Origin of the sequence: Nocardia xishanensis NBRC 101358 (assembly GCF_001613365.1) — a bacterium.
GTDB lineage: Bacteria > Actinomycetota > Actinomycetes > Mycobacteriales > Mycobacteriaceae > Nocardia > Nocardia xishanensis.
In genome coordinates this window covers 508,089-533,920 of sequence record NZ_BDCF01000001.1, presented here as the reverse complement: position 1 = coordinate 533,920, position 25,832 = coordinate 508,089, and the positions used below count along the sequence as shown (strand labels likewise).

Genomic DNA, 25,832 nt, shown 5'->3' with positions numbered 1-25,832 from the left:
CGAGGAGGACGACGAGGACGAGCCGCAGGCCAGGACCGCGGCGCCCGCCAAGCGGCCGTCGCCGCGCCGCTCCCGTGCCGCGCGCAAGGCCGAGTACGACGCCAACCGCAAGCAGTGGATGATCCTCGGCGGCCAGAGCACCGGCGCGGCGGTCGCCGGAATGTTGCTGTTCAAGGGTTTCGAGCGGATGTGGGAGATGCTCCCCTGGGTGGCGTTGGCCTTGGCGATGATCGTGATCCTCGGTCTGGTCGCGCTCGTTCGGATTCTGCGCCGGACCGATGACATCCTCAGCACGGTGATCGCCGTCGTTGTCGGCATCTTCGTCACGCTGGGGCCGCTAGCCTTTCTTCTCAGTACGAACTGAGTAGGGAGCGCGGCTGTGGGGATCATCGGGCAGGCGGAGAACACTCGGATCGGAAGCGCGGTCGGGGGACCGGCGCCCGATCAGACCGGCGAACCGGCGGCGGGAGCGCCGGGCGGATCGTCCGGCGGGCCGAGGCGCGACATCCTGGTCGGCCTGTCCACCGCGTCCGTCTACCCGCAGAACACCGAGGCGGCTTTCCGGTACGCGGCCGAGCTCGGCTACGACGGCGTGGAACTGATGGTGTGGGCCGAGCCTGCCAGCCAGAGCATCGCCACCGTGCAGGCCTACGTCCGTAAGTACGACGTTCCGGTGCTCGCGGTGCACGCGCCGTGCCTGCTGATCTCCCAGCGCGTGTGGGGCGCGGACCCGGTGGCCAAGCTGGAGCGTAGTGTGCGGACCGCCGAGACGCTCGGCGCGGCGACGGTCGTGGTGCATCCGCCGTTTCGCTGGCAGCGGCGCTACGCGGAGGGCTTCGCCGACCAGGTCGCCGAGCTGGAAGAGCACAGCCCGGTCGTCGTCGCGGTGGAGAACATGTTCCCGATGCGCGCGGATTCGTTGTTCGGCCGCGGTGCGAGCGCGGCGAAGCGATTGGAGCGGCGCGGCGGCCCCGGCTGGGGTCTGACCGCCTTCAGCCCGTCCTACGACCCGACCGACACCGGCTTCCGGCACTACACCCTTGATCTCTCGCACACCGCGACCGCGGGCGCCGATCCGCTCGCGCTGGCCGCGAGGATGGGAAGCGGCCTCGCCCATCTGCACTTGGCCGACGGACGCGGCGCGGCCCACGACGAACACCTGGTTCCAGGTGACGGCACTCAGCCCTGTGTCGAAATCTGCGCGCAGCTGGTGCGCAACGGCTTCTCCGGGCACGCCGTCGCCGAGATCAACACCCAGAACGCCCGCACCACCGCCCATCGCGCCGCGATGCTGCACCGCACGCTGGCCTTCGCCCGGCTGCATCTGAACGGGGTGGCCCCCACGCCCGCGTCGGCCTCCGCGCACGCGAATCAGCTCTGATACTGCCCGGTGTGACATTCATCCAGCCCCGGCTCCGGGAATGCCGTCGCCGCGATCCAGGGTTGTACGCTGTACGAACGTCTGGGGGTAGCACGACAGGAGTGACGATGACGCTGGAGTTGACCGCCGACACGGCCGAACCGACCGCGACGGAAGGCCCGTTCGGCGCGGTCTGCGCGCTGACCGAGCTGCTGTCGGCCGAAGCGGGCGTCGGACGCTACGCGGGCGTCATCGACGACGTCTGGACCATCGGCGAGAAGGTGCACGGCGGCACCATGGTCGCCGCGAGCGCCGCCGCCGCGACCCGCTGGCTGCGCGCCTCCGAGCCGACGCTCACCGAGATGGCGCCGATCTCCGCCAGTTCGGACTTTCTGGGCGCCCCCGAGCCCGGCGAGGTCGAGTACGAGGTGCACATCCGCAAGGTCGGCCGTCAGATCTGCCTCGCCGACACCACGCTCAGCCAGAACGGCCGCGCCATGGTGCGCACCGCCTTCACCTTCGGTCACCTCGACGACATGGACCCGCTGTACGCGCCCGAGCACAGCGACATGCCCGCCGAACCCGCCGCTGACGCAATAGGTTACGAGGGTTCTCCGATGGGCAAGATCGTGCATGTCGCCAAGGGCGCCGATCTCTACCTGGACCGGAAGTGGGCGAAGTTCCTGGAAGGCGCCCAGGGCGAGCCGCGGCTGCGGTTGTGGATGCGTCCGTTCGAGGGCGATCAGCGCGACGCCGACGTGTCCATGTACTTCGCGATGATGGCGGCCGACATGAGCCCGCCGGTGCCTGCGAACCTCGGCCAGTTCGGCTGGGCGCCCACCGTGCAGATGACCACCTACCTCCGGCGCAGACCCGCGCCCGGCTGGTTGCGCATCATCGCCACCTCCCATGAGGTGGGTGGACGCATGTTCGACGAGGACCAGCTCGTCCTGGACAGCACCGGCGCGGTGGTCGCGCAGAGCCGTCAGCTGGCACTGATTCCGCAACGCCGCTGACGCGCACACTAATCTTTACGTCCATGACGAGAATTGCGGTGATCGGTGGAGGCCGGATCGGGGAGGCGTTGATCGCCGGCCTGCTCGAGTCGGGCAGGGCGAGCAAGGATCTGGTCGTCGTCGAGACGCACGCCGATCGGGCCGAGCTGATCGCGAACCGGTTCGGCGTCCGGGTCACCGCCCAGGCGGCCGACGCGGCCGTCGGCGCCGATCTGCTGGTGATCGCCGTCAAGCCGGGTGACGTGGACGCTGTGCTGACCGAACTCGGCAAGGCCGAGCTCAACGCGGGCGACCGCGATCAGGTGCTGGTCTCGCTGGCGGCGGGCGTCCCGACGGCGCGGCTGGAGGCCAAGCTGCCCGCGGGTTTCCCGGTGGTGCGGGTGATGCCGAATACTCCGATGCTGGTCGGTCAGGGCATGAGCGTGCTCGCGCCGGGCCGCTACGCCAAGGCGGAACAGCTGGAGCAGGTCACCGAGGTGCTCTCCGCTGTTGGCAAGGTGGTCACCGTGGCCGAGTCGCAGATGGACGCGGTCACCGCGGTATCCGGATCGGGCCCCGCGTACTTCCTACTCGTCGTCGAGGCCATGGTGGACGCGGGCGTCGGGCTCGGCCTGACCAGGGACGTGGCCACCCAGCTGGTGGTGCAGACGATGGTCGGCTCCGCCGCGCTGCTCGACGAGTCCGGCCAGAGCGCGGTGGAGCTGCGCGCGGCCGTCACCTCGCCCGCGGGCACCACCGCGGCCGCTCTTCGCGAGCTGGAACGCGGCGGCGTCCGCTCGGCGTTTCTCGAGGCGCTGCACGCGGCGAAGCGGCGGTCGGCGGAGCAGGGCGCGTCGACGGAATAGCGCCCGGCTGTACATCTGACGTTCCTTTCGGGGCAAACCGGGCGTCACAAGCTGATTTCTCACACACGTCGCAGCAATCCCATTGGCCCCGCTAAGCTTCAAGGAGCACGTGCGTGTCTGTTCCGCCGGTGGGGAAGCCGGCGGCGCGGACGTGCCGGAGGTCAATGGTGCGATGATGTCTTCCAACAAGATGTCTGCAAACAACTCGGGGACGCCCCCAGGTTCGTCCGGCCCATCCGGTGGCCGAGGCGGAGGTAGAGCGCAAAGCGGTTCGGGATCGTCCGGCCAGTCGATGCTCGGTGGTGGCACTCAATTCCTGACGGTCGCCGAAGTGGCGAATCTGATGCGGGTTTCCAAGATGACGGTCTATCGGCTGGTGCATTCGGGCGAGCTGCCCGCCGTGCGCGTCGGCCGGTCGTTCCGCGTGCACGCCAAAGCCGTGCACGATTACCTGGAGACGTCCTACTTCGACGCAGGCTGAGGCGGTTTCGCCGCCGCAAGGGCCCCGTGGCGATGCGCGGCGGCCCGCGGATGACGGCGCCCTGGACCGCGAGGGCCCTTGCTCGGGTCCCGATCCGATACCGGTAGGATGAACCCTCGTTCGTGTTCGCCTGCCTGCGGCGCCAGTTCGTGGTGTCCGGTGGCCGCTGGCGGCGCGGATGCCGAAATCAGCTAGGCGTACGCCATCGCGTGCGCGCCGAGTAGAGAGAACGCGAGGACACCCTATGGGTTCTGTGATCAAGAAGCGCCGCAAGCGCATGTCGAAGAAGAAGCACCGCAAGCTGCTTCGCCGCACGCGTGTTCAGCGTCGCAAACTCGGCAAGTGAGCATGTGCGCCGGTAGGGCGGACGTCGTCCGGCCGGCGCCTGTGTGACACGAGGCCCGTCACCACTCGGTGGCGGGCCTCTGTCTTTGAAATGGTTCAGTTTGAAACCGATTCTATGTATCAGGTGACTGAAGTCATCGTTAGATCCTGGTTAATAACCTCGGCGACCCAGACGGTAGCGGTTACTCTGGAACCGCCAATAAATGTAAATGGGGGCCTGGTAGGTGGGAACCGGTGCTGCGGTGGGATCTGACATAAGAGACGGGCACACGCCCAAGATCGTGATGGTGACCGGCGCCAGCCGCTTCTTCGGCAGCGCCGTGGTGGCCAAGCTCGCCCAGGATCCCGCCATCGAGCGTATTCTCGCCGTCGACAGCATGTCACCGAGCCGGGAACTGCGGCGCCGCATGGGACGCGCCGAGTTCGTTCGCGGCGATATTCGAAATCCATTGATTCGCAAGGTAATCGGCGGCAACGAGGTCGACACCGTCGTGCACACCGCGGTACTGGCCACGCCGCCGTCCGGCGGCGGACGAGCGGTGATGAAGGACCTCAACGTACTCGGCGCCATGCAGTTGCTCGCGGTCTGTCAGAAGTCGCCCTCGGTGCGGCGGGTCGTGGCGCGCTCCACCTCGGCGGTCTACGGGTGCAGCGCCAAGGATCCGGCGAAATTCACCGAGGAAATGAGCGCCCGCACGCCGCCGCGCGGCTGGTTTGCGCGCGACATGATCGAAATCGAGGGTTTCGTCCGTGGGCTCGCGCGGCGTCGCCCTGATATCGCCGCATCGATTCTGCGTTTTGCGCCGATTGTGGGCCCGCGACTGGCTGGGCGCGGCGTACAGTATCTCCGTTCACCGGTGACACCGACCGTCTTCGGCCGGGACCCTCGAATGCAGTTGTTGCACGAAGAAGATGCGGTGGCCGCGCTGGCACATGCGGCGCAAACGGCCCCCGGTGGTACCTACAACATCGCGGGCGATGGTGCGTTGGCGCTGTCGCAGGCGGTGCGCAGGGCGGGGCGCATCGAACTGCCGGTGCCGTTCACGGTGTTTCGCACCGCGGGCCGCGCATTGATGGGGCCGGTGATGCGGGAATTCACCGGAGAACAACTCGAGTACTTCCATTTCGGCTGTGGCCTGGACACCACGCGAATGCGAGCCGAACTCGGCTTCGAACCGCGGTGGACAACCGTTCAGGCGTTCGACGACTTCATCGGGGGCGCAGCGTTGCGGCCCGTCTTCGATCCAGCGTGGATCGATGCCGCAGAAAAGAAACTGCTCGGCCTCATAGGGGCCGGTACGGGAGCACACCAATGAACGACGTGGCGAAAGTCATCCAACTTCATGATCTGAATATCGAAACCAGGCAGCGCACCAGCACTCGTCGCTGGCCGGACCGTACGCCGGGGGAGACGAAGCCGAGCCACGTCACGTCTTTGACGGATCGGCTCGCCTCGGCCGTGCCGCAGGCGCCGCAATCGCTGTCCGACCTGATTCGTAAAGAGGTCGGCAAGCAGATCGGCCGCACCGCCGAGTTCGCCCGCCGCCGCGTGACCGGCGACTACCAGATAGACGAGTTCGGCTTCGACGAGCATCTGCTCGAATCGGTCATCCTGCCCGCGCTGCGCCCGCTGTCGGACCTGTGGTTCCGCGTCGAGGTCAACGGCATGGAGAACATTCCCGAAGTCGGCGGCGCGCTGGTGGTGGCCAACCATGCGGGCACCGTCCCGATCGACGGCCTGATGCTCCAGCTGGCCGTCCACGACCACCACGCCAAGCAGCGCGCGCTACGCCTGCTCGCCGCCGACCTCATCTTCGAGCTGCCGTTCCTCGGCGTGCTGGCCCGCAAGGCCGGACACACACTGGCCTGCCGCGAGGACGCGGAGCGTCTGCTGCGCTCCGGCGAACTGACGGGCGTGTTCCCCGAGGGATTCAAGGGCGTCGGCAAGCAGTACTCCGACCGCTACAAGCTGCAGCGCTTCGGTCGCGGCGGTTTCGTCGCCGCCGCCGTGCGCACCGGCGTGCCGATCATCCCGTGCTCGATCGTCGGCTCCGAGGAGATCTACCCGAAGCTCGCCGACATCAAGCCGCTGGCGCGCCTGCTCGGGCTGCCGTACTTCCCGGTGACCCCGACGTTCCCGCACCTCGGCCCGCTCGGCGCGGTGCCGCTGCCCTCGAAGTGGTACATCGAATTCGGCAAGCCCATCGCCACCACGGCCTACGAGCCGGAGGCCGCCGACGACCCGATGACCATGTTCGAGGTCACCGACCAGGTCCGCGAGACCATCCAGCAGACGCTCTACAAGCTGCTCACCAAGCGCCGCAACGCCTTTACCGGTTAGGGGTCTCTACACGGACCGGGCGACGCCCACGCCCACCGCGTCGCGACAACGTGCGCGCCGATCCGAACAGACACATCCGTACCCGATCCCTCCACACGGAGCGAGCCTGACGAGCGGTCGCGCGCCAGCGCGCCAAAAACTCAGTGATCGCGCCGGCGGGTGACCGCCGCGGCCACCGCGCCGCCCGCCGCGCCGAGTGCCAGCGCGGTCGGCACGCCGATCTTGGCCGCCTTGCGGCCGGTGCGGAAGTCGCGGATCTCCCAGCCGCGGTTCTTGGCTAGCTCGCGTAGGTCCGAGTCGGGATTGATCGCGACCGCCGTGCCGACCAGCGAGAGCATCGGCACGTCGTTGTGGCTGTCGGAGTACGCGGTGCAGCGCTTGAGGTTCAAGCCCTCGCGGATGGCCAGCGTGCGCACGGCGTGCGCCTTGCCGAGCCCGTGCAGGATGTCGCCGACCAGTCGACCGGTGAACTTGCCGTCGACGCTCTCGGCCACGGTGCCCAGCGCGCCGGTCAGGCCGAGCCGCTTGGCGATCACCTGGGCCAGCTCCACCGGCGTCGCGGTGACCAGCCAGACCTGCTGGCCCGCGTCCAGGTGCATCTGCGCGAGCGCGCGGGTGCCTGGCCAGATCTTGTCCGCGATGATCTCGTCGTAGATCTCCTCGCCGAGCGCGGCCAGCTCCGAGGTCGGGCGGCCCGCGATGAACGAGAGCGCCTTCTCCTTGCCGGAGGCCATGTCGGTGCTGCTCTCCTTGCCGGTGACGCGGAATTTCACCTGCTTCCACGCCACGTCGACCAGGTCGGAGGTCTTGAAGTATTTGCGCGCCGCGAGACCGCGCGCGAAATGCACGATCGAGGCGCCCTGCACCATCGTGTTGTCCACGTCGAAGAACGCCGCGGCGGTGAGATCGCGCGGCATCTCCGGCCCCGTCGGCTCGGCCGTCGCCAGCTCCGATTCGTGCAGCGACAGTGCCGCGTCGGCGCTCGCCTCGCCCGCCAGATTGGCGCGGACCTCCTCCTCGCTCGGTCCGAACGGACTGCGGGAGATGCGTGCGAGCTGGTCCTGCAGCCCCTGGCCGAGCGGCCCCAGGTGCCACCGCACCGGGAACTCGCCGAACCGGCCCGCGATGAACCCGGCCCTCTCCACCCTCGATCGTTCCGGCACCAGTACCTCCGCCCGTTCGCGCGAACCACGTCCACACTAACCGGATTCACCGACAGTCACCCGAAAGACCACGCGCGCCGAGTGCAGTAGCGAGGGGATTTAATATCGGCCATGACCAATCCCACAGAAAGCGCCGCCGCACCGCCCGCGCACGAAGTGATTTTGCTGACCCGGGCCGGCTGCGGGCTGTGTGCCACGGCGCTCGAGCAGTTGCGGGCGATCTGCGCGGATTTCGGTATCGAACCCGGCACCCTCGACGTCGACGTCCACGCGGAAACCGACCCTGGCCTGCGCGCGGAGTACGGCGACCGGCTGCCCGTCGTGCTCTTGGACGGTCGTGAACACAGCTACTTCGACGTCGACGAGGCGCGTTTGCGGGCTGATCTGGGTCGCTGATCGATGTGATCCGTGTCCGATTTGGCCGCCGCGCTGGTCGCGGCCGAAAATGAGGCCAATTTCACCGACTTTGTGCAGGGCTTCACAAGCGGTTACGGTGGTGGCACGCGACCCGCATGCCGAGGCTGCGGAGCCGCCCTGAAATCCGATACTTCGACCATGGCACCGGACCGCCGCCGGGCTCGAGGTCGAACGACGAACCGGACCTGTGCGCAGGCCGGAACGAGGAGCCGACGACGTGACAGAGCAGCATGAGGCGCCGGGCGGCGTCTCCGGCAGGGCTCTGCAGAAAGACATCCCGCAGGCCACCGTGGCGCGGCTGGCTACCTATCTCCGGGTCCTCGCCATGTTGGCCGACGACGGTGTGCTCATCGTATCCAGTGAAGAACTGGCTGTCGCGGCGGGTGTCAATTCGGCGAAGTTGCGCAAGGATTTGTCGTTCCTCGGCCCCAACGGCGTCCGGGGTGTCGGCTATGACGTAGCGAAGTTGCGGACCAGGATCGAGGACGTGCTCGGTCTGTCCGGTGGACATCGCGTGGTGCTGGTCGGCGCCGGAAATCTGGGCCGGGCCCTGGTCGGCTACGGCGGCTTCCGCAGGCGCGGCTTCAGCGTCGTCGGCCTCTTCGACGCCGATCCCGAGGTGGTCGGGCTGTCGGTGGCCGGGCTGACCGTGCGCGATGTCGCGGGTCTTGCCGCGGGCGTCGCCGAGCTGGAACCGACCATCGCGGTGATCGCGGTGCCCGACGACGCGGCCCAGGACGTCTGCGACCAGTTGGTCGCGGCCGGGCTGCAGTCGATTCTGAGCTTCTCCGCGTGCGGGCTGATCGCCCCGCCCGCGGTGGAAGTCCGCCGGGTGGACCTGGCGGTCGAAATGCAGATGTTGTCGTTCGAACGGACCCGCAACGCCGAGCCGGAGCCGCTGCCCGAGGTGGCGCACGCGGGATCCGGCCTGATCGCGCGCCGCGTGCCGACTCCGCACTCGCCGGCCGGTCATCCGGCCCTCACGCACTCGACGACCTCGCATTCGGCAACGGAGCCAAGCAGCAAGGGATCGGTGGTTGCACCATGAGTGAGCGAATCATGTGCCAGCGCGCATTCGCGCATGCCGGAGCCGAGCGCCGGCGAGGTGGAGGCATGAGCGAACGAATCATGTGGCAGGTCGCACCGCGGACACCGCGGTCGGACGTCAGCGAGGCGCAGGCATGAGCGTTCTACTGGTCGGGATCTCGCACCGCAGCGCTCCCGTCGCAGTGCTGGAGAAGGTCGCCATCACCGATGCCGACCGGCCCAAGCTGATCGATCGCATGCTCGCCTCCAGCCACATCGCCGAAGCGATGATCGTCTCGACCTGCAACCGCGTCGAGGTCTACGCGGTGGTCGACGCATTCCACGGCGGTCTGGCCGAGGTCGGCGACCTGCTCACCAAGCATTCCGGGCTGCCGCTGCCCGATCTCACCAAGCACGCCTACGTGCGCTACAGCGAGGCCGCCGCCGAGCACCTGTTCGCGGTGGCAAGCGGACTCGACTCGATGGTCGTCGGCGAGCAGCAGGTGCTCAGCCAGATCCGCGGCGCCTACGCCACCGCCGACGCCCAGCAGGCCGTCGGGCGCACCTTGCACGAGCTGGCCCAGCACGCGCTGCGGGTCGGCAAGCGGGTGCACGCCGAGACCGGCATCGACCGGGCGGGCGCGTCCGTGGTGTCGGTGGCGCTGGATCGGGCCAAGCAGGTTCTCGGCGAACTGACGGGTCGCACCGCCGTGGTCGTCGGCGCGGGCGCGATGGGCGGGCTCGCCGTGGCGCATCTGTCGCGCGCCGGCATCGGCCGCATCATCGTGGTCAACCGGACCATCGACCGGGCACGCCGCCTCGCCGAGACCGCGGGCTCCTACGGCGTCGAGTCGTCGGCGCTCGAGCTGTCCCGGCTCACCGAGGCGATGGCCGCCGCCGACGTGGTGGTGACCTGTACCGGAGCCGTCGGCGCCGTGGTGACGCTGGCCGACACCCACCGCGCCCTCGCCGATCGCGATCGCGCCGAATTCCCGGCGACGGAACGCCCGCTGGTGTTCTGCGATCTCGGCCTGCCGCGCGACGTGGAGCACGCGGTGGCGGGTCTGCCCGGCGTCGCGGTCATCGACATCGAGACTCTGCAGCGCGATCCGGCCGCGGGCGCCGCGGCCGACGACACCGCCGCCGCACGGTCGATCGTCGCCGACGAACTCGCCAAGTACCTGGCGGGCCAGCGCATGGCCGAGGTGACCCCGACGGTCGCCGCCCTGCGCCAGCGCGCCGCCGAGGTGGTGGAAGCCGAACTGCTGCGGCTGGATTCGCGGTTGCCCGGCCTGGCCGATCCGGAGCGCGACGAGGTGGCGCGCACCGTGCGCCGGGTGGTCGACAAGCTGCTGCACGCGCCGACGGTGCGGGTGAAGCAACTCGCGTCGACGCCGGGCGGCGACAGCTACGCCGAGGCACTACGCGAACTGTTCGAACTCAAGCCAGGCGCGGCCCAAGCGGTTGCCGCGCCGATGGAGATCAGCACGATCACCGGTGAACTCGGCGCCGGGCTCGCCGACGACTTCACTTTGGGACACCTCGGCGAGGAGGGCAAGTCGGCATGACAGTCGTTCAGGAAGAGGACAACATGACCGCCGACGGCACCACGCCGTGGCGTATCGGCACCCGAGGCAGCCTGCTCGCGCTGACCCAGGCGGGCACCGTGCGCGACGCGCTGATCGCGGCGGGACATCCGGCCGAGCTCGTCGTGGTGAAGACGCCGGGCGATCTCTCCTCCGATCCGGTGCAGAACATCGGCGTCGGCGTGTTCACCTCGGCGCTGCGCGACGAGCTGGCCTCGGGCGCCATCGACATCGCGGTGCACTCCTACAAGGACCTGCCGACCGCGCCTGACGCGCGTTTCATCATCGCCGCCATCCCGCCCCGCGAGGATCCGCGCGACGCCCTGGTGGCGCGCGACGGGCTGGTGCTGGGCGAACTGCCCGCCGGTTCCAAGATCGGCACCTCGGCGCCGCGCCGCGCGGCCCAGCTGGCCGCGCTCGGCCTCGGTCTGGACATCGTGCCGCTGCGCGGCAACCTCGACACCAGGCTGCGCAAGGTCACCGAGGGTGAGCTGGACGCGGTCGTGGTGGCCAGAGCCGGACTGTCCAGAATCGGCAGACTCGACGCCGTGACCGAGGCGCTGGAGCCGGTGCAGATGCTGCCGGCCCCGGCGCAGGGCGCGCTCGCGGTCGAATGCCGCAGCGACGACACCGTGGCCATCGCGGCGCTGACCGGGCTCGACGACGCGGCCACCAGGGCCGCCGTCATCGCGGAACGATCGTTGCTCGCCGAGCTCGAGGCCGGATGCACCGCGCCGATCGGCGCGCTGGCCGAGGTCGTCGAGTCGCTCGACGACGAGGGCCGCATCGTCGACGAACTCTCGCTGCGCGCCTGCGCCGCGGCCGCCGACGGGTCCGAGGTGCTGCGCGCCTCGGCGGTCGGAGCGCCCGCCGAGGCCGATCGGCTCGGCCGCGCGCTCGCGCAAGAGCTCTTGGAGCTGGGGGCACGCGAGCTGCTCGGCGCACCCGGAACAGACGACACCGCCGAAGCGAGAACCGAGCGCTCAGGTGACGTCCCGAACTTGCAGCGGTCGCGACCGGGCGCGGCCGAAGGTCGTATCAGCAATCCCAGCCCAATGGAGAACAGCCAATGAGCCGAGCCACCAAGAAGCACCCCGGTCGGATCTTGTTCGTCGGGTCGGGTCCCGGTGACCCGGCGCTGCTGACAGTGCGTGCGCGCGAGGTGCTCGGGCGGGCGACACTGGCGTTCACCGATCCCGATGTCGACAAGGGTGTGCTCGCGCTGATCGGTACCGCGGTCGAGGAGAACGAGGACGGCACGCGGCCGGTCGACGTGCGCCCCGCCCTCGGCGAGCCCGCGGAGGTCGCGAAGACCCTCATCGCCGAGGCGCGCGCGGGCCACGACGTGGTCCGCGTCGTCGCGGGCGATCCGCTGACGGCCGATTCGGTGATCACCGAGGTCACCACGGTGACTCGCTCGCACATGGTGTTCGAGGTACTGCCCGGCCTGCCCAACGGCTCCGCGGTGCCCAGTTACGCCGGTATCGCGCTCGGCTCCGGCCACACCGAGGCCGACGTGCGCGGCGAGGTCGACTGGGCCGCGCTGGCCGCCGCGCCCGGCCCGCTGGTGCTGCACGCCACCTCCGGCCACTTGGCCGAGACCGCGAGCGCCCTGGTGGAGCACGGTATGGCGCCGCAGACCCCGGTCGCGGTGACGGTGCGCGGCACCACCCGCCAGCAGCGGACCATCGAGGCCACCTTGGCCACGCTGAACAGCGCCGCGTCCGAGCTGGTCGGACCGCTGGTGGTGACCATCGGCAAGGCGGTCGCCTCCCGGTCGAAGATGTCGTGGTGGGAGTCGCGCGCGCTGTACGGCTGGACCGTGCTCGTGCCGCGCACCAAGGATCAGGCCGCCGAGATGAGCGAGCGACTCGTCACGCACGGCGCCATCCCGATGGAGGTGCCGACCATCGCGGTCGAGCCGCCGCGCAGCCCCGCGCAGATGGAGCGCGCGGTGAAGGGCCTGGTCGACGGCCGCTACCAGTGGGTGGTGTTCACCTCCACGAACGCGGTGCGCGCGGTGTGGGAGAAGTTCGCCGAATTCGGTTTGGACGCGCGGGCGTTCAGCGGTGTGAAGATCGCCTGCGTCGGCGAGGCCACCGCAGACAAGGTGCGCTCGTTCGGCATCAACCCGGAGTTGGTGCCCTCGGGTGAGCAGTCCTCCGAGGGCCTGCTCGCCGACTTCCCGCCGTACGACGACGTTTTCGATCCGGTGAACCGGGTGCTGCTGCCCCGCGCCGACATCGCCACCGAGACACTGGCCGAGGGTCTGCGCGACCGCGGCTGGGAGATCGACGACGTGACCGCCTACCGCACGGTGCGCGCCTCGCCGCCGCCAGCGGAGACCCGCGAGATGATCAAAACCGGTGGTTTCGACGCGGTCCTGTTCACCTCGTCCTCCACGGTGCGCAACCTGGTAGGCATCGCGGGTAAGCCGCACGCGCGCACCATCGTGGCCTGCATCGGCCCGAAGACCGCCGAGACGGCTATCGAGTTCGGCCTGCGCGTGGACGTGCAGCCCGAGACCGCACAGGTCGGCCCGCTGGTCGAGGCGCTCGCCGAGCACGCCGCCCGGCTGCGCGCCGAGGGTCTGCTTCCGCCGCCGCGCAAGAAGAGCCGGCGCAGCCGATAGGTGCCGTCCGCTCCGCGTCCGGGTAGGTATCGGCGCGTCGAAACGCTCACCCCACGGTGGGCGTTTCGCGTTCTGGGCCGCGCTGCTTCGAGTTGCTTCCCGTGGTACGGCGACTCCGGGCACGGCTCCGCCGGTCGCCCATAGAAATACGGGCGTTTCACTTTGGCTGGATAGCGCTACCGTCACCGATACACGATTGAGAGTGTTATTCGAAAGGCGGTAGCGCCATGCCCCACTTGATGACGAAAACTATTGCGATTGGCCTGCTTTCGTTGACCATCGGTGCCGCTTCGGCCGCCCAGGCCTGCGCGGCGCCCGCCTTGGCTCCCGTGGCGGGGACCGGTTCGGCCGCGGATTTGGAATCGGGTTCGGCGACCGGATCCAGTGCCTTGTCCAGCACCTTGGTCAGGCTGCTGGCATGCTTTGTCCCGGTGCCTGGCAGCAGTGCGGCAATGGCGTACCCGCCGCGGTGTTTGTTCACGCCGCCCATCGGCTGAGACGGTTCGGGCCGCACCGACGGAGCTCGCGCGCGGCGAAACGCCCACCGCGTTGTGGGCGTTTCGCTTTCGCGCCCGGCCTCGGGCCGGACGCTGTCATCGGCTGTAACGCAGAAGGGTTCGTACCAGGCGGCACGTGGTGTCCGAGGGCGGGCGTATGCCGACGAGTTCGGCTGTATTCCGGATCTTTTCGTTGCTCGCCTGGGTCGGCAGGTAGATTCCCGAGTCGAGCAGGGCGATGGTCAGCCGCATCGCCTTGAGCCTGCGGTTGTGCGTGATGTACCACTTGCGCGGGCGGCCCGGCGGCAGCGGCCGCTTCTCCAATGGCCGGTACGGCGTGATGACGGTGGACTTTCGGGCGGTTTCGGTCGCGGGCATGTACGTCCTCCCCTCGCGATCGGGAACCCGGCGGATCCCCTCGAACACAGCTTCGATTCTACCCCTGGCCACCGACAAAAACCGCTGGCTGCAACACTTTTCGCGCTCGTCAGTCGGTGCAGACGGAACGTTTGATCACCGGGTGGCGTCCGGTCGCCGCGCCGATCGCGTTGGCGGTCGCCTCGGCGCGGTTCGGGCCGCGCCCGAAGGACCAGCTGTTGTCCTTGGCGCGCGCGACGGCGCCGCATTTGTTGACGAAGTTCAGCAGCACGCGACAGTCCGATTCGTCGCAGGAGTCGATCGCCGCGCGTTCGGCCCTGGCGTCCGTGCTGTAGTTCCACGAAGCGCCCGTCACGCCGGTCGACGGCGAGTACGCGATGGCGCCCCATTTGTCCGAACCCGCCGAGGCGGGGCCCGCGGTGACGCCGAGCAGCGATCCGGCGATGGCCGCGGTCAGCGACACGCGCAGCAGGGTGGTGATCGGCTTCTTCATCGGGGTCCCCCAATTTGTTTGTCCTGCGGTTCGTTTCCGTGTTGTCTCAAACCTATTGATCCTGCTTGGCGTCTCCCGAACAATCGCTTAATGCGATGACGCGACTGCCCGATGGTGAATTGACCGGTCGCGAGTGATGGCCTGTTGAGGCGAGGGCGGTGTCACGAGTCGAGCAGCAGCCGGAGGGCTTCGGGGTGGCCGAGATCGGCTGCCCGGCGCAGCCAGTGGGACGCTTCGCCGGCCGCGGCGCCGTTCGGCGTGCCGGTGGTTCGGCGGTCCCGCAGCGTCGTCGCCAGGAGGAACATCGAGTCGGGATCGCCCGCCGCCGCACCTCGGCGCAGCCACTGCTCGCCTTCGTCGAATTCGCCGCGATCCGAATACACCGCGCCGAGCACCGCCATGGCGTCACGGCGGCCACGTCGCACGGCCTCGGTGAGCAGCTCGACGGCGCGCTCGAACGCACCGGCGCGGGCCAGATGTACGCCGAGACTCCGCATCGCCGTGGGGTTTCCGGCCTCGGCGGCGCGCTCGTACCAGCACACGGCCGACTCGTCGTCCCCGCGCCGGTGCGCGATCACGCCCATGTTTCCCATCGCCTCCGGTGCGCCCGCCTCCGCCGCCGGACGCAACCAGCGCTCGGCCGCGTCCAGTTCCCCTCGCTCCAGGTAAAGTGCGCCGAGCTGGAGATCGGCTCCCGCGCAACCGGCGGCGACGGCCTGCTCCCACCATCCGATGCCCTCCGCGACGCGCCCGTCCGCCACCGCGAGCTCGCCGAGCGGGACGAGCGCGGAATCGCTGCCGAGCTCCGCCGCCCGCCGCAGCCATTGCTCCGCACCGCCCGGGTCGTTCGCCTCCCGTAGTGCCTCGGCCAATCGCTCCATCGCCCACACGTCCCCGCCGTCGGCGAACCGCCGCAACGCCGCCAGTCGCGATCCGTACCGGTCGTAACCTGTCATCGCCTTGCCTCCGAGGTCCGTGCGTGCCCCGATTTCAGGATGGCGCAGAATCTCGTGATCGTGGGGACGGGTCCACGAGGGCAGCCGTGGTCGCGAACCGAAGCGGGAGGTGGGCGGGGTCACCGCCGTCCGATGCGCTCGCGACACCTTCCGCGAGCAGGCGTATCGTGCGATTCATGACCGGAATGGACCGCCCGCGGCGGTTGCGCCGTACTCCCGCTCTGCGCCGTCTCGTGGCCGAAACCACGTTGGAACCACGGCATTTGGTGCTGCCGATGTTCGTCGCCGACGGGCTGGAGGAACCGCGCGAGATCGGTTCGATGCCGGGGGTCTACCAGCATTCGATGGACTCGCTGCGCAAGGCCGCGGTGGAGGCCGTCACCGCGGGCGTCGGCGGGCTCATGCTCTTCGGCGTGCCAAAGCCGGAGGACAAGGACGCCACCGGCAGCCAGGCCAGCGATCCGAAGGGCATCCTGAACCGCGGCCTGCGCGCGCTGGCCGAGGAGGTGGGCGACTCGACCGTGGTCATGGCCGACACCTGCCTGGACGAGTTCACCGACCACGGCCACTGCGGCGTGCTCGCCTCGAACGGTGCGGTGGACAACGACGCGACCCTGCACCGCTACGTCGACATGGCGATCTCCCAGGCCGAGGCGGGCGCCGACCTGCTGGGGACCAGCGGCATGATGGACGGCCAGGTCGGCGCGATCCGGCGCGGCCTCGACGCGGTCGGCCGCACCGACACCGGCATCCTGGCCTACGCCGCGAAGTACGCCTCGGCCTTCTACGGCCCGTTCCGCGAGGCCGTCGGCTCCTCGCTGGAGGGCGACCGCCGCACCTACCAGCAGGACCCGGCCAACCGCAGGGAGTCGCTGCGCGAACTGGAGCTGGACCTGTCCGAGGGTGCCGACATCGTGATGGTCAAGCCCGCCATGTCCTACCTGGACATCCTGCGCGACGTCGCCGACCGGTCGACGGTGCCGGTCGCGGCCTATCAGATCTCCGGCGAGTACGCGATGATCACCGCCGCGGCGCAGCGCGGCTGGATCGACCGTCGCGGCGCCGTACTGGAATCGCTGACCGGTATCCGCCGGGCGGGCGCGGACATCGTGCTCACCTACTGGGCGACCGAGGCCGCACACTGGTTGTCGTGACGAACTACCCGAGACCGATGGGCGTCGTGCCGGTTCCGCACCGGCCGCCGATGCCGGAAGACATCCGTACCGCTCGCCAATTGTGGTGGGCGATCATCGGATTCGGTGTCGTACAGCTGGTCGGCACGGTGCTCACCTCGTTGCAGCGGCGTGCCGATCTCGACCAGCGGATGTTCGATCAGGGCAAGGCGGGCGACCCGAATTTCGCCATGGCCACCGCCGAACTGCTGGTGTCGCTGATGCTGGTCGCCATGGTGCTGGCCGGACTGGCGCTGGCGGCGGGCGCCTTCGCGGTCGTACACCAGTTCGGCCGGGGCAAGCTCTGGGCGCGCACCGTGCTGGCGGTGCTCGCCGTGTGGCTGGTGCTCGGCGCGGTCGCGGCGCTGTTCGCCCTGGACGCGGTGACCGGCGTGGCCTCGCTGGTCGCGGGCGGCGCGGCGATCGTGCAGGGCGTGCTCGCGGGCGGCGCGCTGTTCCTGAGCTTCCGTCCGGACTCGACGACTTACTTCCAGAACAGCCTCCGGTGACCGAATGACGGTGGCGTCACTGAGTTTGTCGCGGTAGCGCGGACATGTATGGTGAGGGTTGTCACAGTAGTCATGGGAACCGGTAGTTGTTGGTCATGCGTTGTCTTACCTTGCGTGAGGGCGTCATCCAGTTGGCTCCGGGAGATCGGAGGCATAGATGCGAGTGGTGATCCAGCAGCCGCAGAGCATGCGACGAGACTTGCTCGTCCTGAGCCTGCTGATCCTGTTCGGCTTGGTCACCGTCGCGGTCCTGCTGCTGCCCGGTCTGGTCGGCTGATTTCGTCGGCGGGGCGACCCGGCGCCGGGCGCCGGATGCGCGATCCGATGGGTAGTGCGGCGTGGCAGCGCGCATCGCGCACGCCGGAGCCGAGTGCCAGCGAGGCGGAGGCGTGAGTGATGGCGACGCCGTTCTGTTCACGGAGCCGGGTGCGCGCTGGCGCGCGGTAGCTTACGGCCCGCTGCTCTGTCTTCTCGTCCTGGTGCTGGAGCTGGTCACGGCAAGTCCCGTGCACTGGTTCGCCCTGATCTTCTGCGGAGCGCTCATCGCGGCTTTCGTTGCGCTGCAAGTCGTCGCGGGCCGCCGTCATGTGAGCGTCGAGCTCACCGAGTCCACCTTGCGTCAGGGCACCGAGACCCTGCCGCTCACCGGCATCGCCGCCGTACTGCCCGAGCGCGACGAGCATTCCTGGAACGACGAGGAATGGGAATCCGCGCGAGCCCTCGGTGAATTGAGCGGGGTGCCGCGCAGGCGGAAGGCGATCGGACTGCGGTTGCGCGACGGCGGACTGGCGCAGGCGTGGGCGCGTGATCACCGCGGCCTGCGGACCGCGCTCGGCGCGGCGCTGGAGGCGGATGGTGAGGAGGCGCTGGTGGGGAGCGCCGAGGAGCAGGGCGGAGTCGATGGTGTGGAACCGCGCAGCTCCGGTGGTGCGGAACCGGGCAGTACCGATGGTTTGGGACAGCGCGGAGTCGATGGTGCGGAGGAGCGCCGAGTCGATAGCTCGGAATCGCGCGGAGTTGCTGCCGTCGAGCGGCACAGCGCCGATGGTGCGGAACTACACGGCGCTGATGGTGCGGAGCAGCGCGGAGCCGATGGCGTCGAACGGCATGCCGATGGTGCGGCGGTGCCGTTGGTCAAGGACAGGAACGAGCAGCACAGCGAGAACGGAGCCGATCGGTGAGACGTGACATGGTGGTGGCGCTCGGCCGGGTCGTCGCGGCTGTCGTCGCGGTGGTGCTCGCGGTGCTGAGCTGGGGTCGTGGCACCGTCACGACGTCGTTCGCGGCGATCGGCGAGATGCCCGCTTTCGAGGCGACCCGGTATGTCGCGCCGTGGCTGGTCCTGTCGGCCTTCCTGGTCGCGGTGGCGGGTCTGCTCGTCATCGATGCCGTGACCCGTGTCGTGCGGTCTGCCGCTGAGAGGTGAAACGCGGGCCGGCAGCTCCGTTTCGCCGCCGCACGGGCGGGAATCTTCAACAAATGAAGCCGACGATCTACGCGAAGAAGCTCGCCGTCGGGGTTGTGGCCGGCGGGCTGATCGGTGCGGCCGCCGCGGTACCGGCCGCCGCCACTCCTGACGATCACACTCCTCCACCGCCGGTGCCGGTGTCGCCCGCGTTCGCCGTGACTCCGCCGCCCGGGCTGCTGGAGCTGCTGCCGACCCCGCTGGACTGCCTGGTGACCACCGGATTCGCGTTGTTCTGCGTCGGCATCACGAACCCGAGTATTTGAAACAATAACGCTTCACAACGTTACCGGTCCGCATACCATTCGTGTTGTGCCGCATCGGCATTCGCCGGTGGGCTGATCGAATGGAAGGTGTGATCCGTGAAAGTTCTCGTCACGAGATTGAGCGTGGCTCTGGTCGCGACCGCTGCGGTCGGTTTGGCCGCTTCGCCCGCGCTGGCGGACCCCGCCGGTCTGCCGCTGGAGCCGACGGCCCCGGTCGCCGGACTGGTACCGGAGACCGGGTCGGCGGGAGCGATGAACGGGATCCTGTGCTCGCTGCAGAGCCTGTCCGCCGCGCTGCCGTGCGTTTACACGTAGAACCGAAAATCGAAGTCACCGAATGATTCACACTCGCCCGCGGACTCCGGTCCGCGGGCGAGTTCGATGTTCAGCGGGTCCAGTTCTGATAGACGTCGAGGATGCGGCCGTTGCGAGTCCACGGGGCGTTCAGGTAGATGGTCACCGAACCGTCCGGATGGCTCGCGGACTCCGAGATCACCTGGCGCAGGGTCGCGCGTATGCCGCCGCTCTGATCGCGGAACAGTTCGGTATCCCTGTGCAAGCCCGCGCCGATCCGGTCCAGCGGCACGAACATCGTGATCAGCGCGGGGGCGGGACCGCCGGCCAGCGCGACGGTCTCTTCGTGGGTCAGCCTGGCGCCGACGCGGCCTTGGTCCAGATCGGCGACCGGGTCGGCCGCGGCGGCCGTCCCGGCGCCGAACAGCGCTGCCGCGGAGGTGAACAAGGCCAATGCTGCCGTGCTGACGAGGGCGAACCGCATGACTAGCCTCCCGGTGAGTAGTCGCAAAAGACTTGTCGAGATTACGGACGCGCGGCCGGATATCGCGGCAAACGCCCGCACGGCGTGTTGCCGCGGACACTGCGGCGCGCGTCACTCTCCTACACCCTGTCGTCGACCGGGTTCGCCGGGGCTGCGACACTGGAGGCCGTGAGTTCTTCTCCGCGCGTGACCAGGGCATCGGTGCCGGTTTCCGCTCAGCTCTTCGACCGGGCGAGTTCGGTGATCCCCGGCGGCGTCAACTCGCCGGTGCGGGCGTTCAAATCGGTCGGCGGCACGCCGCGGTTCATCGACTCCGCGAAGGGCTACACGCTCACCGACGCCGACGGCAACGACTACGTCGACCTGGTGTGCTCCTGGGGTCCGATGATCCTCGGGCACGCGCACCCCGCGGTCGTCGAGGCGGTGCAGCGGGCCGCTGTCGGCGGCCTGTCCTTCGGCGCGCCCACCGCGGCCGAGATCGAGCTGGCCGAGCTGATCATCGAGCGCGTCGCGCCGGTGGAGCGGGTGCGGCTGGTGAACTCCGGCACCGAGGCCACCATGAGCGCGGTGCGGCTTGCGCGCGGCTACACGGGCCGCACCAAGATCATCAAGTTCAGCGGCTGCTACCACGGACACGTCGACGCGCTGCTGGCCGACGCGGGTTCCGGCGTCGCGACGCTCGGCCTGCCCAACTCGCCCGGCGTCACCGGCGCGCAGGCGAGCGACACCATCGTGCTTCCGTACAACGACCTCGACGCGGTGGCCGCGGCCTTCGCGGCGCATCCCGGTCGGATCGCGTGCGTGATCACCGAGGCCGCGGCGGGAAACATGGGCGCGGTCGCTCCGGTACCCGGCTTTAACGAAGGTCTGCGCGCGCTGACCACCGAGCACGGCGCGCTGCTGATCATGGACGAAGTGATGACCGGGTTCCGGGTCAGCCGCTCCGGCTGGTTCGGGCGCGACGGCGTCGCCGGTGACCTTTACACCTTCGGCAAGGTGATGAGCGGCGGACTGCCCGCCGCCGCGTTCGGCGGCCGCGCCGAGGTGATGAACCAGCTCGCCCCGCTCGGCCCGGTGTACCAGGCGGGCACGCTGTCCGGTAATCCCGTCGCCGTGGCCGCGGGCCTGGCTACGCTGCGCGCCGCCGACGACGCGGTCTACGCCGCGCTGGATCGCAACGCCGAACGGCTCGGCGGCCTGCTCACCGAGGCGCTCGGCGCGGCGGGGGTCGAGCACCACGTCCAGTTCGCGGGCAATATGGTGAGCGTGTTCTTCTCCGACCGTCCGGTCATCGACTACGCCACCGCCAAGGCCAGTGAGACCTGGCGTTTCCCGGCCTTCTTCCACGCGCTGCTCGACGGCGGCGTGTACGCGCCGCCGAGCGCGTTCGAGGCGTGGTTCGTCTCCGCGGCGCTCGACGAGGACGCGTTCGACCGAATCGCCGCAGCCCTGCCCGCCGCCGCGCACGCGGCCGCGGCCGCCACCCCCGAAGGATCCCGCGCGTGAGTTCCGACCACGACCAGCCCGGCGCCGCCCGCCGCGAACTACCGACCACTCCTGAACCGACGACCACCCCGCCGAGCGTCGACTCCCCGTTCAGCGAGGCCGAGGCGCTCGGCGCGATCACCGACGCCGACATCGCCGAAGCCGAGCTCGCCGAGCAGGCCGCAGCCCGCGCGGCGGCGTCGGCCGCTGCCGCCGCCGATGTGGATCTGGCCGACGCACCGGCGGAAGGTGACGCCGAGGGTGCGGCGACCGACACCGAGACTGTCGCGGGCGACGAGGTCGCGGGCGCCGATGCCGCTGCCGAGGACGCCGAAGCTGCCGCCGCCGCGAAGGCTGACGACGCCGCGGCCGATGCGAACGCTGCCGAGACCGCCGAAGCCTCGGGTGCCGACGCCGCAGCCGAGTCCGGGGCCACCGCTGCCGACGTGAACGATGCGGCTGCCGAGACCACCGATGCCGCGGCCGAGGGTGCCGCCGATGTGAATTCTGCTGCCGCCTGGACGGTTGCGCGCGACGAGATCGCCGGTGCCGCTACGGAATCCGAGGCCGACGAGACCGCTGCCGGGTTCGAGGCCGCCGCAGCTGCGGAGACCACCGCCGACGTGGATGCTGCCGAGCGCCAGAACAGCGCCGATCAGTCGGCCACCGATTTCGCCGCCTCCGGCGCGACCCCCGCCGACGCGGTCGCCGACGAGCCGCCCGCCGTCGCCAAGGACACCGAAACCCCCGCGCGCACTTCGCGAATCACCGCCACCCCTCGCTCCGGCGAGACCGATCTCTCCGACGCGGGACCGGCGGTCGAGACCATCGTGCACGTGCTGCGGCACGGCGAGGTGCACAACCCGAAGGGCATTCTCTACGGTCGGCTGCCCGGCTTCAGCCTGTCGGTCACCGGACGGGCGCAGGCGGGCGCGGTGGCGCGGGCGCTGTCCGACCACGACATCGCCGCGGTGATCGCCTCGCCGCTGCAGCGCGCGCAGGAAACCGCCGGGCCGATCGCCGAGCAGCACGGCGTGATCGTGCGCACCGACGAGAACCTGATCGAGGCGGGCAACACCTTCGAGGGTCTGCGGGTGTCCGTCGGCGACGGCGCGCTGCGCAAGCCGCGGCACTGGTGGAAGCTGCGCGACCCGTTCACCCCGTCCTGGGGCGAGCCGTACCTGCAGATCGCGCACCGCATGCTGGCCGCGGTCAACAAGGCCAGGGTCGAGGCGGCGGGCCGCGAGGCGGTGCTCGTCTCGCATCAGCTGCCGGTCTGGACGCTGCGACGGTTCCTGCAGGGCCAGCGGCTGTGGCACGACCCGCGCGCGAGGCAGTGCTCGCTCGCCTCGCTGACCTCGCTGGTCTACCAGGGCGACACGCTCGTCGACATCGTCTACTCCGAGCCCGCGGGCGGTTCGGATCCCACGGTGCACGGCGCATGATTCGCGCCACCGCGTCGATCCCCGCGAAGGCCGGGCCCGCGTCCGCACGGACGCTGGTCAGGCGGATCGCGCCGATGCTCGTTGCGTGCGTTGCCCTGGTGGCCGCGCTCGCTGGCTGCTCGACCGGATCGGACGCGGTGGCCACCGGCGGCACCTTCGAATTCGTCTCGCCCGGCGGCAAGACCGCCATCTTCTACGATCCGCCTGCCGCGCGCGGCACCATCGGTGCGCTGTCCGGCCCCGATCTGCTGAGCGAGGGCAAGACCGTCTCGGTCGCCGACTTCCCCAACAAGGTGGTCGTGGTCAACCTGTGGGGCCAGTGGTGCGGGCCGTGCCGGGCCGAGGCGCCGGCGCTGGAAAAGGTCTACGAGGCCACCAAGGACAAGGGCGTCGCCTTCCTCGGCATCAATGTCCGAGATCCGCAGCGCGACAAGGCGCAGGACTTCGTCACCGACAACAAGGTCGGCTACCCGTCCATCTACGACCCGTCCATGCGCACGCTGCTCGCCCTCGGCGGAAACTTCCCGACCAGCGTCATCCCGACCACCCTAGTGCTGGACCGGCAGCATCGCGTCGCGGCGGTCTTCCTGCGGTCGCTGATCGCGGAGGACTTGCAGCCGATCGTCGAAAGGCTCGCCGAGGAGGGCAAGCAGTAATGGGTCGTCCGAGCGTGTGGGGCATGCGGTGATGGTGCTCGCGAGCGTGGGGGAATCGTTCCAGCAGACGGCGGCGACCGGTCCGCTGCTGCTTGCGCTCGGCGCGTGCGTGCTGGCGGGGCTGGTGTCGTTCGCGTCGCCGTGCGTTGTCCCGTTGGTGCCCGGATATCTGTCGTATCTGGCGGGGTTGGTCGGCGCCGAGGCTCCGCCCGCGACCGTCGAGTCGGCGAAAGGCCGGTCCTCCGTCGCGCTCGCCGCGCGCGCGGGCAAGTTGCGCATCGCCGGTGCGGCCGGACTGTTCGTCACCGGATTCACCGTGGTCTTCGTGCTCGCGACGGCCACCGTGTTCGGTGTGATCCAGACCCTCAACGTGAATCGTGAACTGCTGCAACGCATCGGTGGCGTGGTCACGATTCTGATGGGGCTGGTGTTCGTCGGCTTGGTCCCGGCTTTGCAGCGCGACACCAGAATGGAGCCGCGTCGTCTGACCAGCCTCGTGGGAGCGCCGCTGCTCGGCGCGGTCTTCGCACTCGGCTGGACGCCGTGTCTCGGACCCACCCTGTCCGGCGTGATGGCGGTGTCCGCGGGCACCGAGGGCACGACCGCGGCGCGCGGCGTCGCTCTCATCGTCGCGTACTGCCTCGGGCTCGGGCTGCCGTTCGTGATCCTGGCCTTCGGCTCGGCGGGCGCGCTGCGCGGCGTCGGCTGGCTGCGCAGCAATTCGCGAACCATTCAGATCGTCGGGGGCATTCTGCTCATGGCCGTCGGCGTCGCGCTGGTCACGGGGGCGTGGGACCAGTTCGTGGCGTGGGTGCGCGACGCGTTCGTCTCCGAGGTGACCCTGCCCATATGACCGTGACCGACCATCCCGTGGCCGAATCGGCCGCCCCCCGCCCGCCCCGCCAGTCGCTGCCCGGCCGCGCCTTCGCGCTCGTCCGCAATACCTGGCGCGGGCTCACCAGCATGCGCACCGCGCTGGTGCTGCTGTTCCTGCTCGCGCTGGCCGCGATTCCCGGCGCCCTGCTGCCGCAGCGGAACCTGAACGAGCAAAAGGTCGAGCAGTACATCGCCGACCGTCCGATGCTCGGTCCGTGGATGGACCGCTTCGAGCTGTTCGACGTGTTCTCCAGCTTCTGGTTCACCGCGGTCTACGTGCTGCTGTTCGTCTCACTGGTCGGCTGCATCCTGCCGCGCACCTTCGATCACTACAAGGCGCTGCGCACCCCGCCGGTGCGCGCCCCGCGCAACCTGGCCCGGTTGCCGCACCACTATTCGGGCGAGTCGGCGAGCACTCCCGAGCAGCTGATCGAGGCCGCGCGCGCCCGGCTGCGCGGCTGGCGCACCGAAGTGCGGCCGGGCAGCCGCCCCGGCGAGCTCACCCTCTCTGGAGAGAAGGGCTACTCCCGCGAATTCGGCAATCTGGTCTTCCATCTGGCGCTGGTATGCCTGCTGGTGGCCATCGCGGTCGGCAAGCTGTTCGGCTACGAGGGCACCGTCATCGTGATCGCCAACAACGGCCCAGGCTTCTGCACCACCTCGCCCGCCGCGTTCGACTCCTTCCGGGCGGGCAACGTCAACGACGGCACCGGCATGACGCCGATCTGCGTGCGGGTCAAGGATTTCCAGGCCGACTACCTGCGCACCGGGCAGGCCGAGATGTTCACCTCGAACGTCGATTACCAGGCCGGATCGGATCTGGCGACCGACAGGTGGCGGTCAGCCATGTTGCAGGTCAACCATCCGCTGCGGGTCGAGGGCGATCGCCTCTACTTGCAGGGACACGGGTACGCGCCGACATTCACCGTCACCTTCCCGAACGGCCAGACCAGGACCGAAACGATCCAGTGGCGGCCGGACGACGCGCGCACCTTCCTGTCCAGCGGCGTGCTGCGCATCGACCCGCCCGGCGGCATGTACGCCACCGACGAGGAGCGTCGCAAGAACCAGATCGCCATCGAGGGCCTGTTCGCGCCGACCGCGCTGTTCCACGGCAACCTGCTGACCTCGGCGTTCCCGAGCATGGACGACCCCGCCGTCGCGGTGGACGTCTACCGGGGCGACACCGGTCTGGACACCGGACGTCCGCAGGATCTGTTCTCGCTCGACCAGGAGATGGTGCGGCAGGGCAGGCTCGCCAAGGAGGCCAGGGTGAACCTGCGCCCCGGCGAATCGACCACGCTGCCCAACGGCACCAAGGTGACGTTCGACGGCGCACAGGAATTCGTGAACCTGCAGGTCTCGCACGATCCGGCCCAGCAGTGGGTGCTGGTGAGCGCGCTGGCCATGATGGCGGGCCTGCTGGTGTCGCTGCTGGTGAAACGTCGGCGGATCTGGGTGCGGGTCTACCCGTCCGAGGACGCTGCCGGTACCGTTGACCAACGACGCACTGTAGTAGAAATGGGCGGGCTCGCCAGAACCGATCAGGCGGGCTGGGGCGGCGAATTCGACCGGCTCCGCGCGCGCCTGCTCGATGCTGCGGGCGACGACGCGAAGACCGACGCCACACGCACGGGAGAGTGA

General features: G+C 69.5%; 29 protein-coding genes and 1 pseudogene. 24 read left to right on the top strand and 6 right to left on the bottom strand.

The window, feature by feature from the left end:
- The 8 genes from NX1_RS36760 to NX1_RS02220 form a co-directional block, all read left to right on the top strand.
- Nucleotides 1-364, top strand: a 364-nt coding sequence (locus NX1_RS36760) for an Rv0497 family membrane protein (RefSeq protein WP_507762091.1), incomplete at its 5' end; no start/stop codon positions are given.
- Nucleotides 365-505: 141 nt separating this feature from the next.
- A complete protein-coding gene (locus NX1_RS02245) occupies nucleotides 506-1,381 on the top strand; it encodes a sugar phosphate isomerase/epimerase family protein (protein ID WP_068052943.1) in 876 nt (291 codons plus the stop codon).
- Nucleotides 1,382-1,488: 107 nt separating this feature from the next.
- Nucleotides 1,489-2,376 carry a thioesterase family protein gene (locus NX1_RS02240; protein WP_084500825.1) on the top strand — a complete coding sequence of 296 codons (888 nt, stop codon included), beginning with the start codon at nucleotides 1,489-1,491 and terminating at the stop codon, nucleotides 2,374-2,376.
- 23 nt (nucleotides 2,377-2,399) lie between these two features.
- Nucleotides 2,400-3,221 (top strand): pyrroline-5-carboxylate reductase, encoded by an 822-nt coding sequence (gene proC, locus NX1_RS02235; protein ID WP_068052737.1) that lies wholly within the window; start codon nucleotides 2,400-2,402, stop codon nucleotides 3,219-3,221.
- A 292-nt stretch (nucleotides 3,222-3,513) separates the two neighbouring features.
- Nucleotides 3,514-3,702 (top strand): helix-turn-helix domain-containing protein, encoded by a 189-nt coding sequence (locus tag NX1_RS02230; RefSeq protein ID WP_040696222.1) that lies wholly within the window; start codon nucleotides 3,514-3,516, stop codon nucleotides 3,700-3,702.
- A gap of 244 nt (nucleotides 3,703-3,946) precedes the next feature.
- Entirely contained in the window at nucleotides 3,947-4,048 is a 102-nt protein-coding gene (locus NX1_RS34975) for a 30S ribosomal protein bS22 (protein ID WP_003402602.1), read from the top strand.
- A gap of 283 nt (nucleotides 4,049-4,331) precedes the next feature.
- Nucleotides 4,332-5,363, top strand: coding sequence for an NAD-dependent epimerase/dehydratase family protein (locus NX1_RS02225; RefSeq protein WP_068052734.1), 1,032 nt, complete (start codon nucleotides 4,332-4,334; stop codon nucleotides 5,361-5,363).
- Entirely contained in the window at nucleotides 5,360-6,388 is a 1,029-nt protein-coding gene (locus NX1_RS02220; RefSeq protein WP_068052730.1) for a lysophospholipid acyltransferase family protein, read from the top strand. The genes NX1_RS02225 and NX1_RS02220 overlap by 4 nt, the downstream gene beginning before the upstream one ends.
- Before the next feature lie 140 nt (nucleotides 6,389-6,528).
- Here NX1_RS02220 and NX1_RS02215 read toward each other — a convergent pair whose 3' ends face one another.
- Nucleotides 6,529-7,554, bottom strand: a complete 1,026-nt coding sequence (locus NX1_RS02215; protein ID WP_373864857.1) for an HAD family hydrolase — start codon at nucleotides 7,552-7,554, stop codon at nucleotides 6,529-6,531.
- A 108-nt stretch (nucleotides 7,555-7,662) separates the two neighbouring features.
- Between NX1_RS02215 and NX1_RS02210 the strand changes: the two genes are divergently transcribed.
- From NX1_RS02210 to NX1_RS02190, 5 genes are all read left to right on the top strand, one after another.
- The gene (locus tag NX1_RS02210) at nucleotides 7,663-7,947 is read left to right on the top strand and encodes a glutaredoxin family protein (RefSeq protein ID WP_068052726.1); all 285 of its coding nucleotides are present in this window, start codon (nucleotides 7,663-7,665) and stop codon (nucleotides 7,945-7,947) included.
- A gap of 238 nt (nucleotides 7,948-8,185) precedes the next feature.
- Nucleotides 8,186-9,016, top strand: a complete 831-nt coding sequence (locus NX1_RS02205) for a redox-sensing transcriptional repressor Rex (RefSeq protein WP_068052934.1) — start codon at nucleotides 8,186-8,188, stop codon at nucleotides 9,014-9,016.
- Nucleotides 9,017-9,149: 133 nt separating this feature from the next.
- Complete coding sequence (locus NX1_RS02200; protein ID WP_068052723.1) at nucleotides 9,150-10,562, top strand: glutamyl-tRNA reductase; 1,413 nt, start codon at nucleotides 9,150-9,152, stop codon at nucleotides 10,560-10,562.
- 23 nt (nucleotides 10,563-10,585) lie between these two features.
- A complete protein-coding gene (gene hemC, locus NX1_RS02195; protein ID WP_084500868.1) occupies nucleotides 10,586-11,653 on the top strand; it encodes a hydroxymethylbilane synthase in 1,068 nt (355 codons plus the stop codon).
- Nucleotides 11,650-13,212, top strand: a complete 1,563-nt coding sequence (locus tag NX1_RS02190; protein WP_068052720.1) for a bifunctional uroporphyrinogen-III C-methyltransferase/uroporphyrinogen-III synthase — start codon at nucleotides 11,650-11,652, stop codon at nucleotides 13,210-13,212. The genes hemC and NX1_RS02190 overlap by 4 nt, the downstream gene beginning before the upstream one ends.
- Nucleotides 13,213-13,417: 205 nt before the next feature.
- Here the strand turns inward: NX1_RS02190 and NX1_RS02185 are convergent, their stop codons facing one another.
- From NX1_RS02185 to NX1_RS02170, 4 genes are all read right to left on the bottom strand, one after another.
- Nucleotides 13,418-13,693 carry a hypothetical protein gene (locus NX1_RS02185; protein WP_157119480.1) on the bottom strand — a complete coding sequence of 92 codons (276 nt, stop codon included), beginning with the start codon at nucleotides 13,691-13,693 and terminating at the stop codon, nucleotides 13,418-13,420.
- 112 nt (nucleotides 13,694-13,805) lie between these two features.
- Nucleotides 13,806-14,087: a hypothetical protein gene (locus tag NX1_RS02180; protein ID WP_068052931.1), complete on the bottom strand. Its 282-nt coding sequence runs from the start codon at nucleotides 14,085-14,087 to the stop codon at nucleotides 13,806-13,808.
- 109 nt (nucleotides 14,088-14,196) lie between these two features.
- On the bottom strand, nucleotides 14,197-14,580 hold the full coding sequence (locus NX1_RS02175) for a DUF4189 domain-containing protein (RefSeq protein WP_068052713.1): 384 nt from the start codon (nucleotides 14,578-14,580) through the stop codon (nucleotides 14,197-14,199).
- A gap of 161 nt (nucleotides 14,581-14,741) precedes the next feature.
- Entirely contained in the window at nucleotides 14,742-15,536 is a 795-nt protein-coding gene (locus NX1_RS02170) for a tetratricopeptide repeat protein (protein ID WP_157119479.1), read from the bottom strand.
- Nucleotides 15,537-15,712: 176 nt separating this feature from the next.
- On the opposite strand from NX1_RS02170, the gene hemB reads away from it, so the two are divergent.
- The 6 genes and pseudogenes from hemB (at nucleotide 15,713) to NX1_RS02140 (ending at nucleotide 19,263) form a co-directional block, all read left to right on the top strand.
- Nucleotides 15,713-16,690 carry a porphobilinogen synthase gene (gene hemB, locus NX1_RS02165; protein WP_068052929.1) on the top strand — a complete coding sequence of 326 codons (978 nt, stop codon included), beginning with the start codon at nucleotides 15,713-15,715 and terminating at the stop codon, nucleotides 16,688-16,690.
- On the top strand, nucleotides 16,687-17,217 hold the full coding sequence (locus tag NX1_RS02160) for a hypothetical protein (protein ID WP_068052707.1): 531 nt from the start codon (nucleotides 16,687-16,689) through the stop codon (nucleotides 17,215-17,217). The genes hemB and NX1_RS02160 overlap by 4 nt, the downstream gene beginning before the upstream one ends.
- A 389-nt stretch (nucleotides 17,218-17,606) precedes the next feature.
- Nucleotides 17,607-18,074, top strand: a pseudogene (mce1N, locus tag NX1_RS02155) (transport-regulating membrane protein Mce1N); the annotation flags it as partial.
- Nucleotides 18,075-18,394: 320 nt separating this feature from the next.
- On the top strand, nucleotides 18,395-18,643 hold the full coding sequence (locus NX1_RS02150; protein WP_157119478.1) for a hypothetical protein: 249 nt from the start codon (nucleotides 18,395-18,397) through the stop codon (nucleotides 18,641-18,643).
- Between the two features lie 53 nt (nucleotides 18,644-18,696).
- The gene (locus NX1_RS02145; RefSeq protein WP_068052701.1) at nucleotides 18,697-18,948 is read left to right on the top strand and encodes a hypothetical protein; all 252 of its coding nucleotides are present in this window, start codon (nucleotides 18,697-18,699) and stop codon (nucleotides 18,946-18,948) included.
- A 96-nt stretch (nucleotides 18,949-19,044) separates the two neighbouring features.
- Entirely contained in the window at nucleotides 19,045-19,263 is a 219-nt protein-coding gene (locus tag NX1_RS02140) for a hypothetical protein (RefSeq protein WP_068052698.1), read from the top strand.
- Between the two features lie 70 nt (nucleotides 19,264-19,333).
- Here the strand turns inward: NX1_RS02140 and NX1_RS02135 are convergent, their stop codons facing one another.
- Nucleotides 19,334-19,726, bottom strand: a complete 393-nt coding sequence (locus NX1_RS02135) for a hypothetical protein (protein ID WP_068052695.1) — start codon at nucleotides 19,724-19,726, stop codon at nucleotides 19,334-19,336.
- 168 nt (nucleotides 19,727-19,894) lie between these two features.
- Between NX1_RS02135 and hemL the strand changes: the two genes are divergently transcribed.
- From hemL to resB, 5 genes are all read left to right on the top strand, one after another.
- The gene (hemL, locus tag NX1_RS02130) at nucleotides 19,895-21,232 is read left to right on the top strand and encodes a glutamate-1-semialdehyde 2,1-aminomutase (protein WP_068052926.1); all 1,338 of its coding nucleotides are present in this window, start codon (nucleotides 19,895-19,897) and stop codon (nucleotides 21,230-21,232) included.
- Nucleotides 21,233-21,975: 743 nt separating this feature from the next.
- Complete coding sequence (locus NX1_RS02125; protein WP_068052920.1) at nucleotides 21,976-22,656, top strand: histidine phosphatase family protein; 681 nt, start codon at nucleotides 21,976-21,978, stop codon at nucleotides 22,654-22,656.
- A gap of 74 nt (nucleotides 22,657-22,730) precedes the next feature.
- Nucleotides 22,731-23,312 carry a TlpA disulfide reductase family protein gene (locus NX1_RS02120; RefSeq protein ID WP_068052923.1) on the top strand — a complete coding sequence of 194 codons (582 nt, stop codon included), beginning with the start codon at nucleotides 22,731-22,733 and terminating at the stop codon, nucleotides 23,310-23,312.
- A 31-nt stretch (nucleotides 23,313-23,343) separates the two neighbouring features.
- Entirely contained in the window at nucleotides 23,344-24,165 is an 822-nt protein-coding gene (locus tag NX1_RS02115; protein WP_068052693.1) for a cytochrome c biogenesis CcdA family protein, read from the top strand.
- On the top strand, nucleotides 24,162-25,832 hold the full coding sequence (gene resB, locus NX1_RS02110) for a cytochrome c biogenesis protein ResB (protein ID WP_068052690.1): 1,671 nt from the start codon (nucleotides 24,162-24,164) through the stop codon (nucleotides 25,830-25,832). The genes NX1_RS02115 and resB overlap by 4 nt, the downstream gene beginning before the upstream one ends.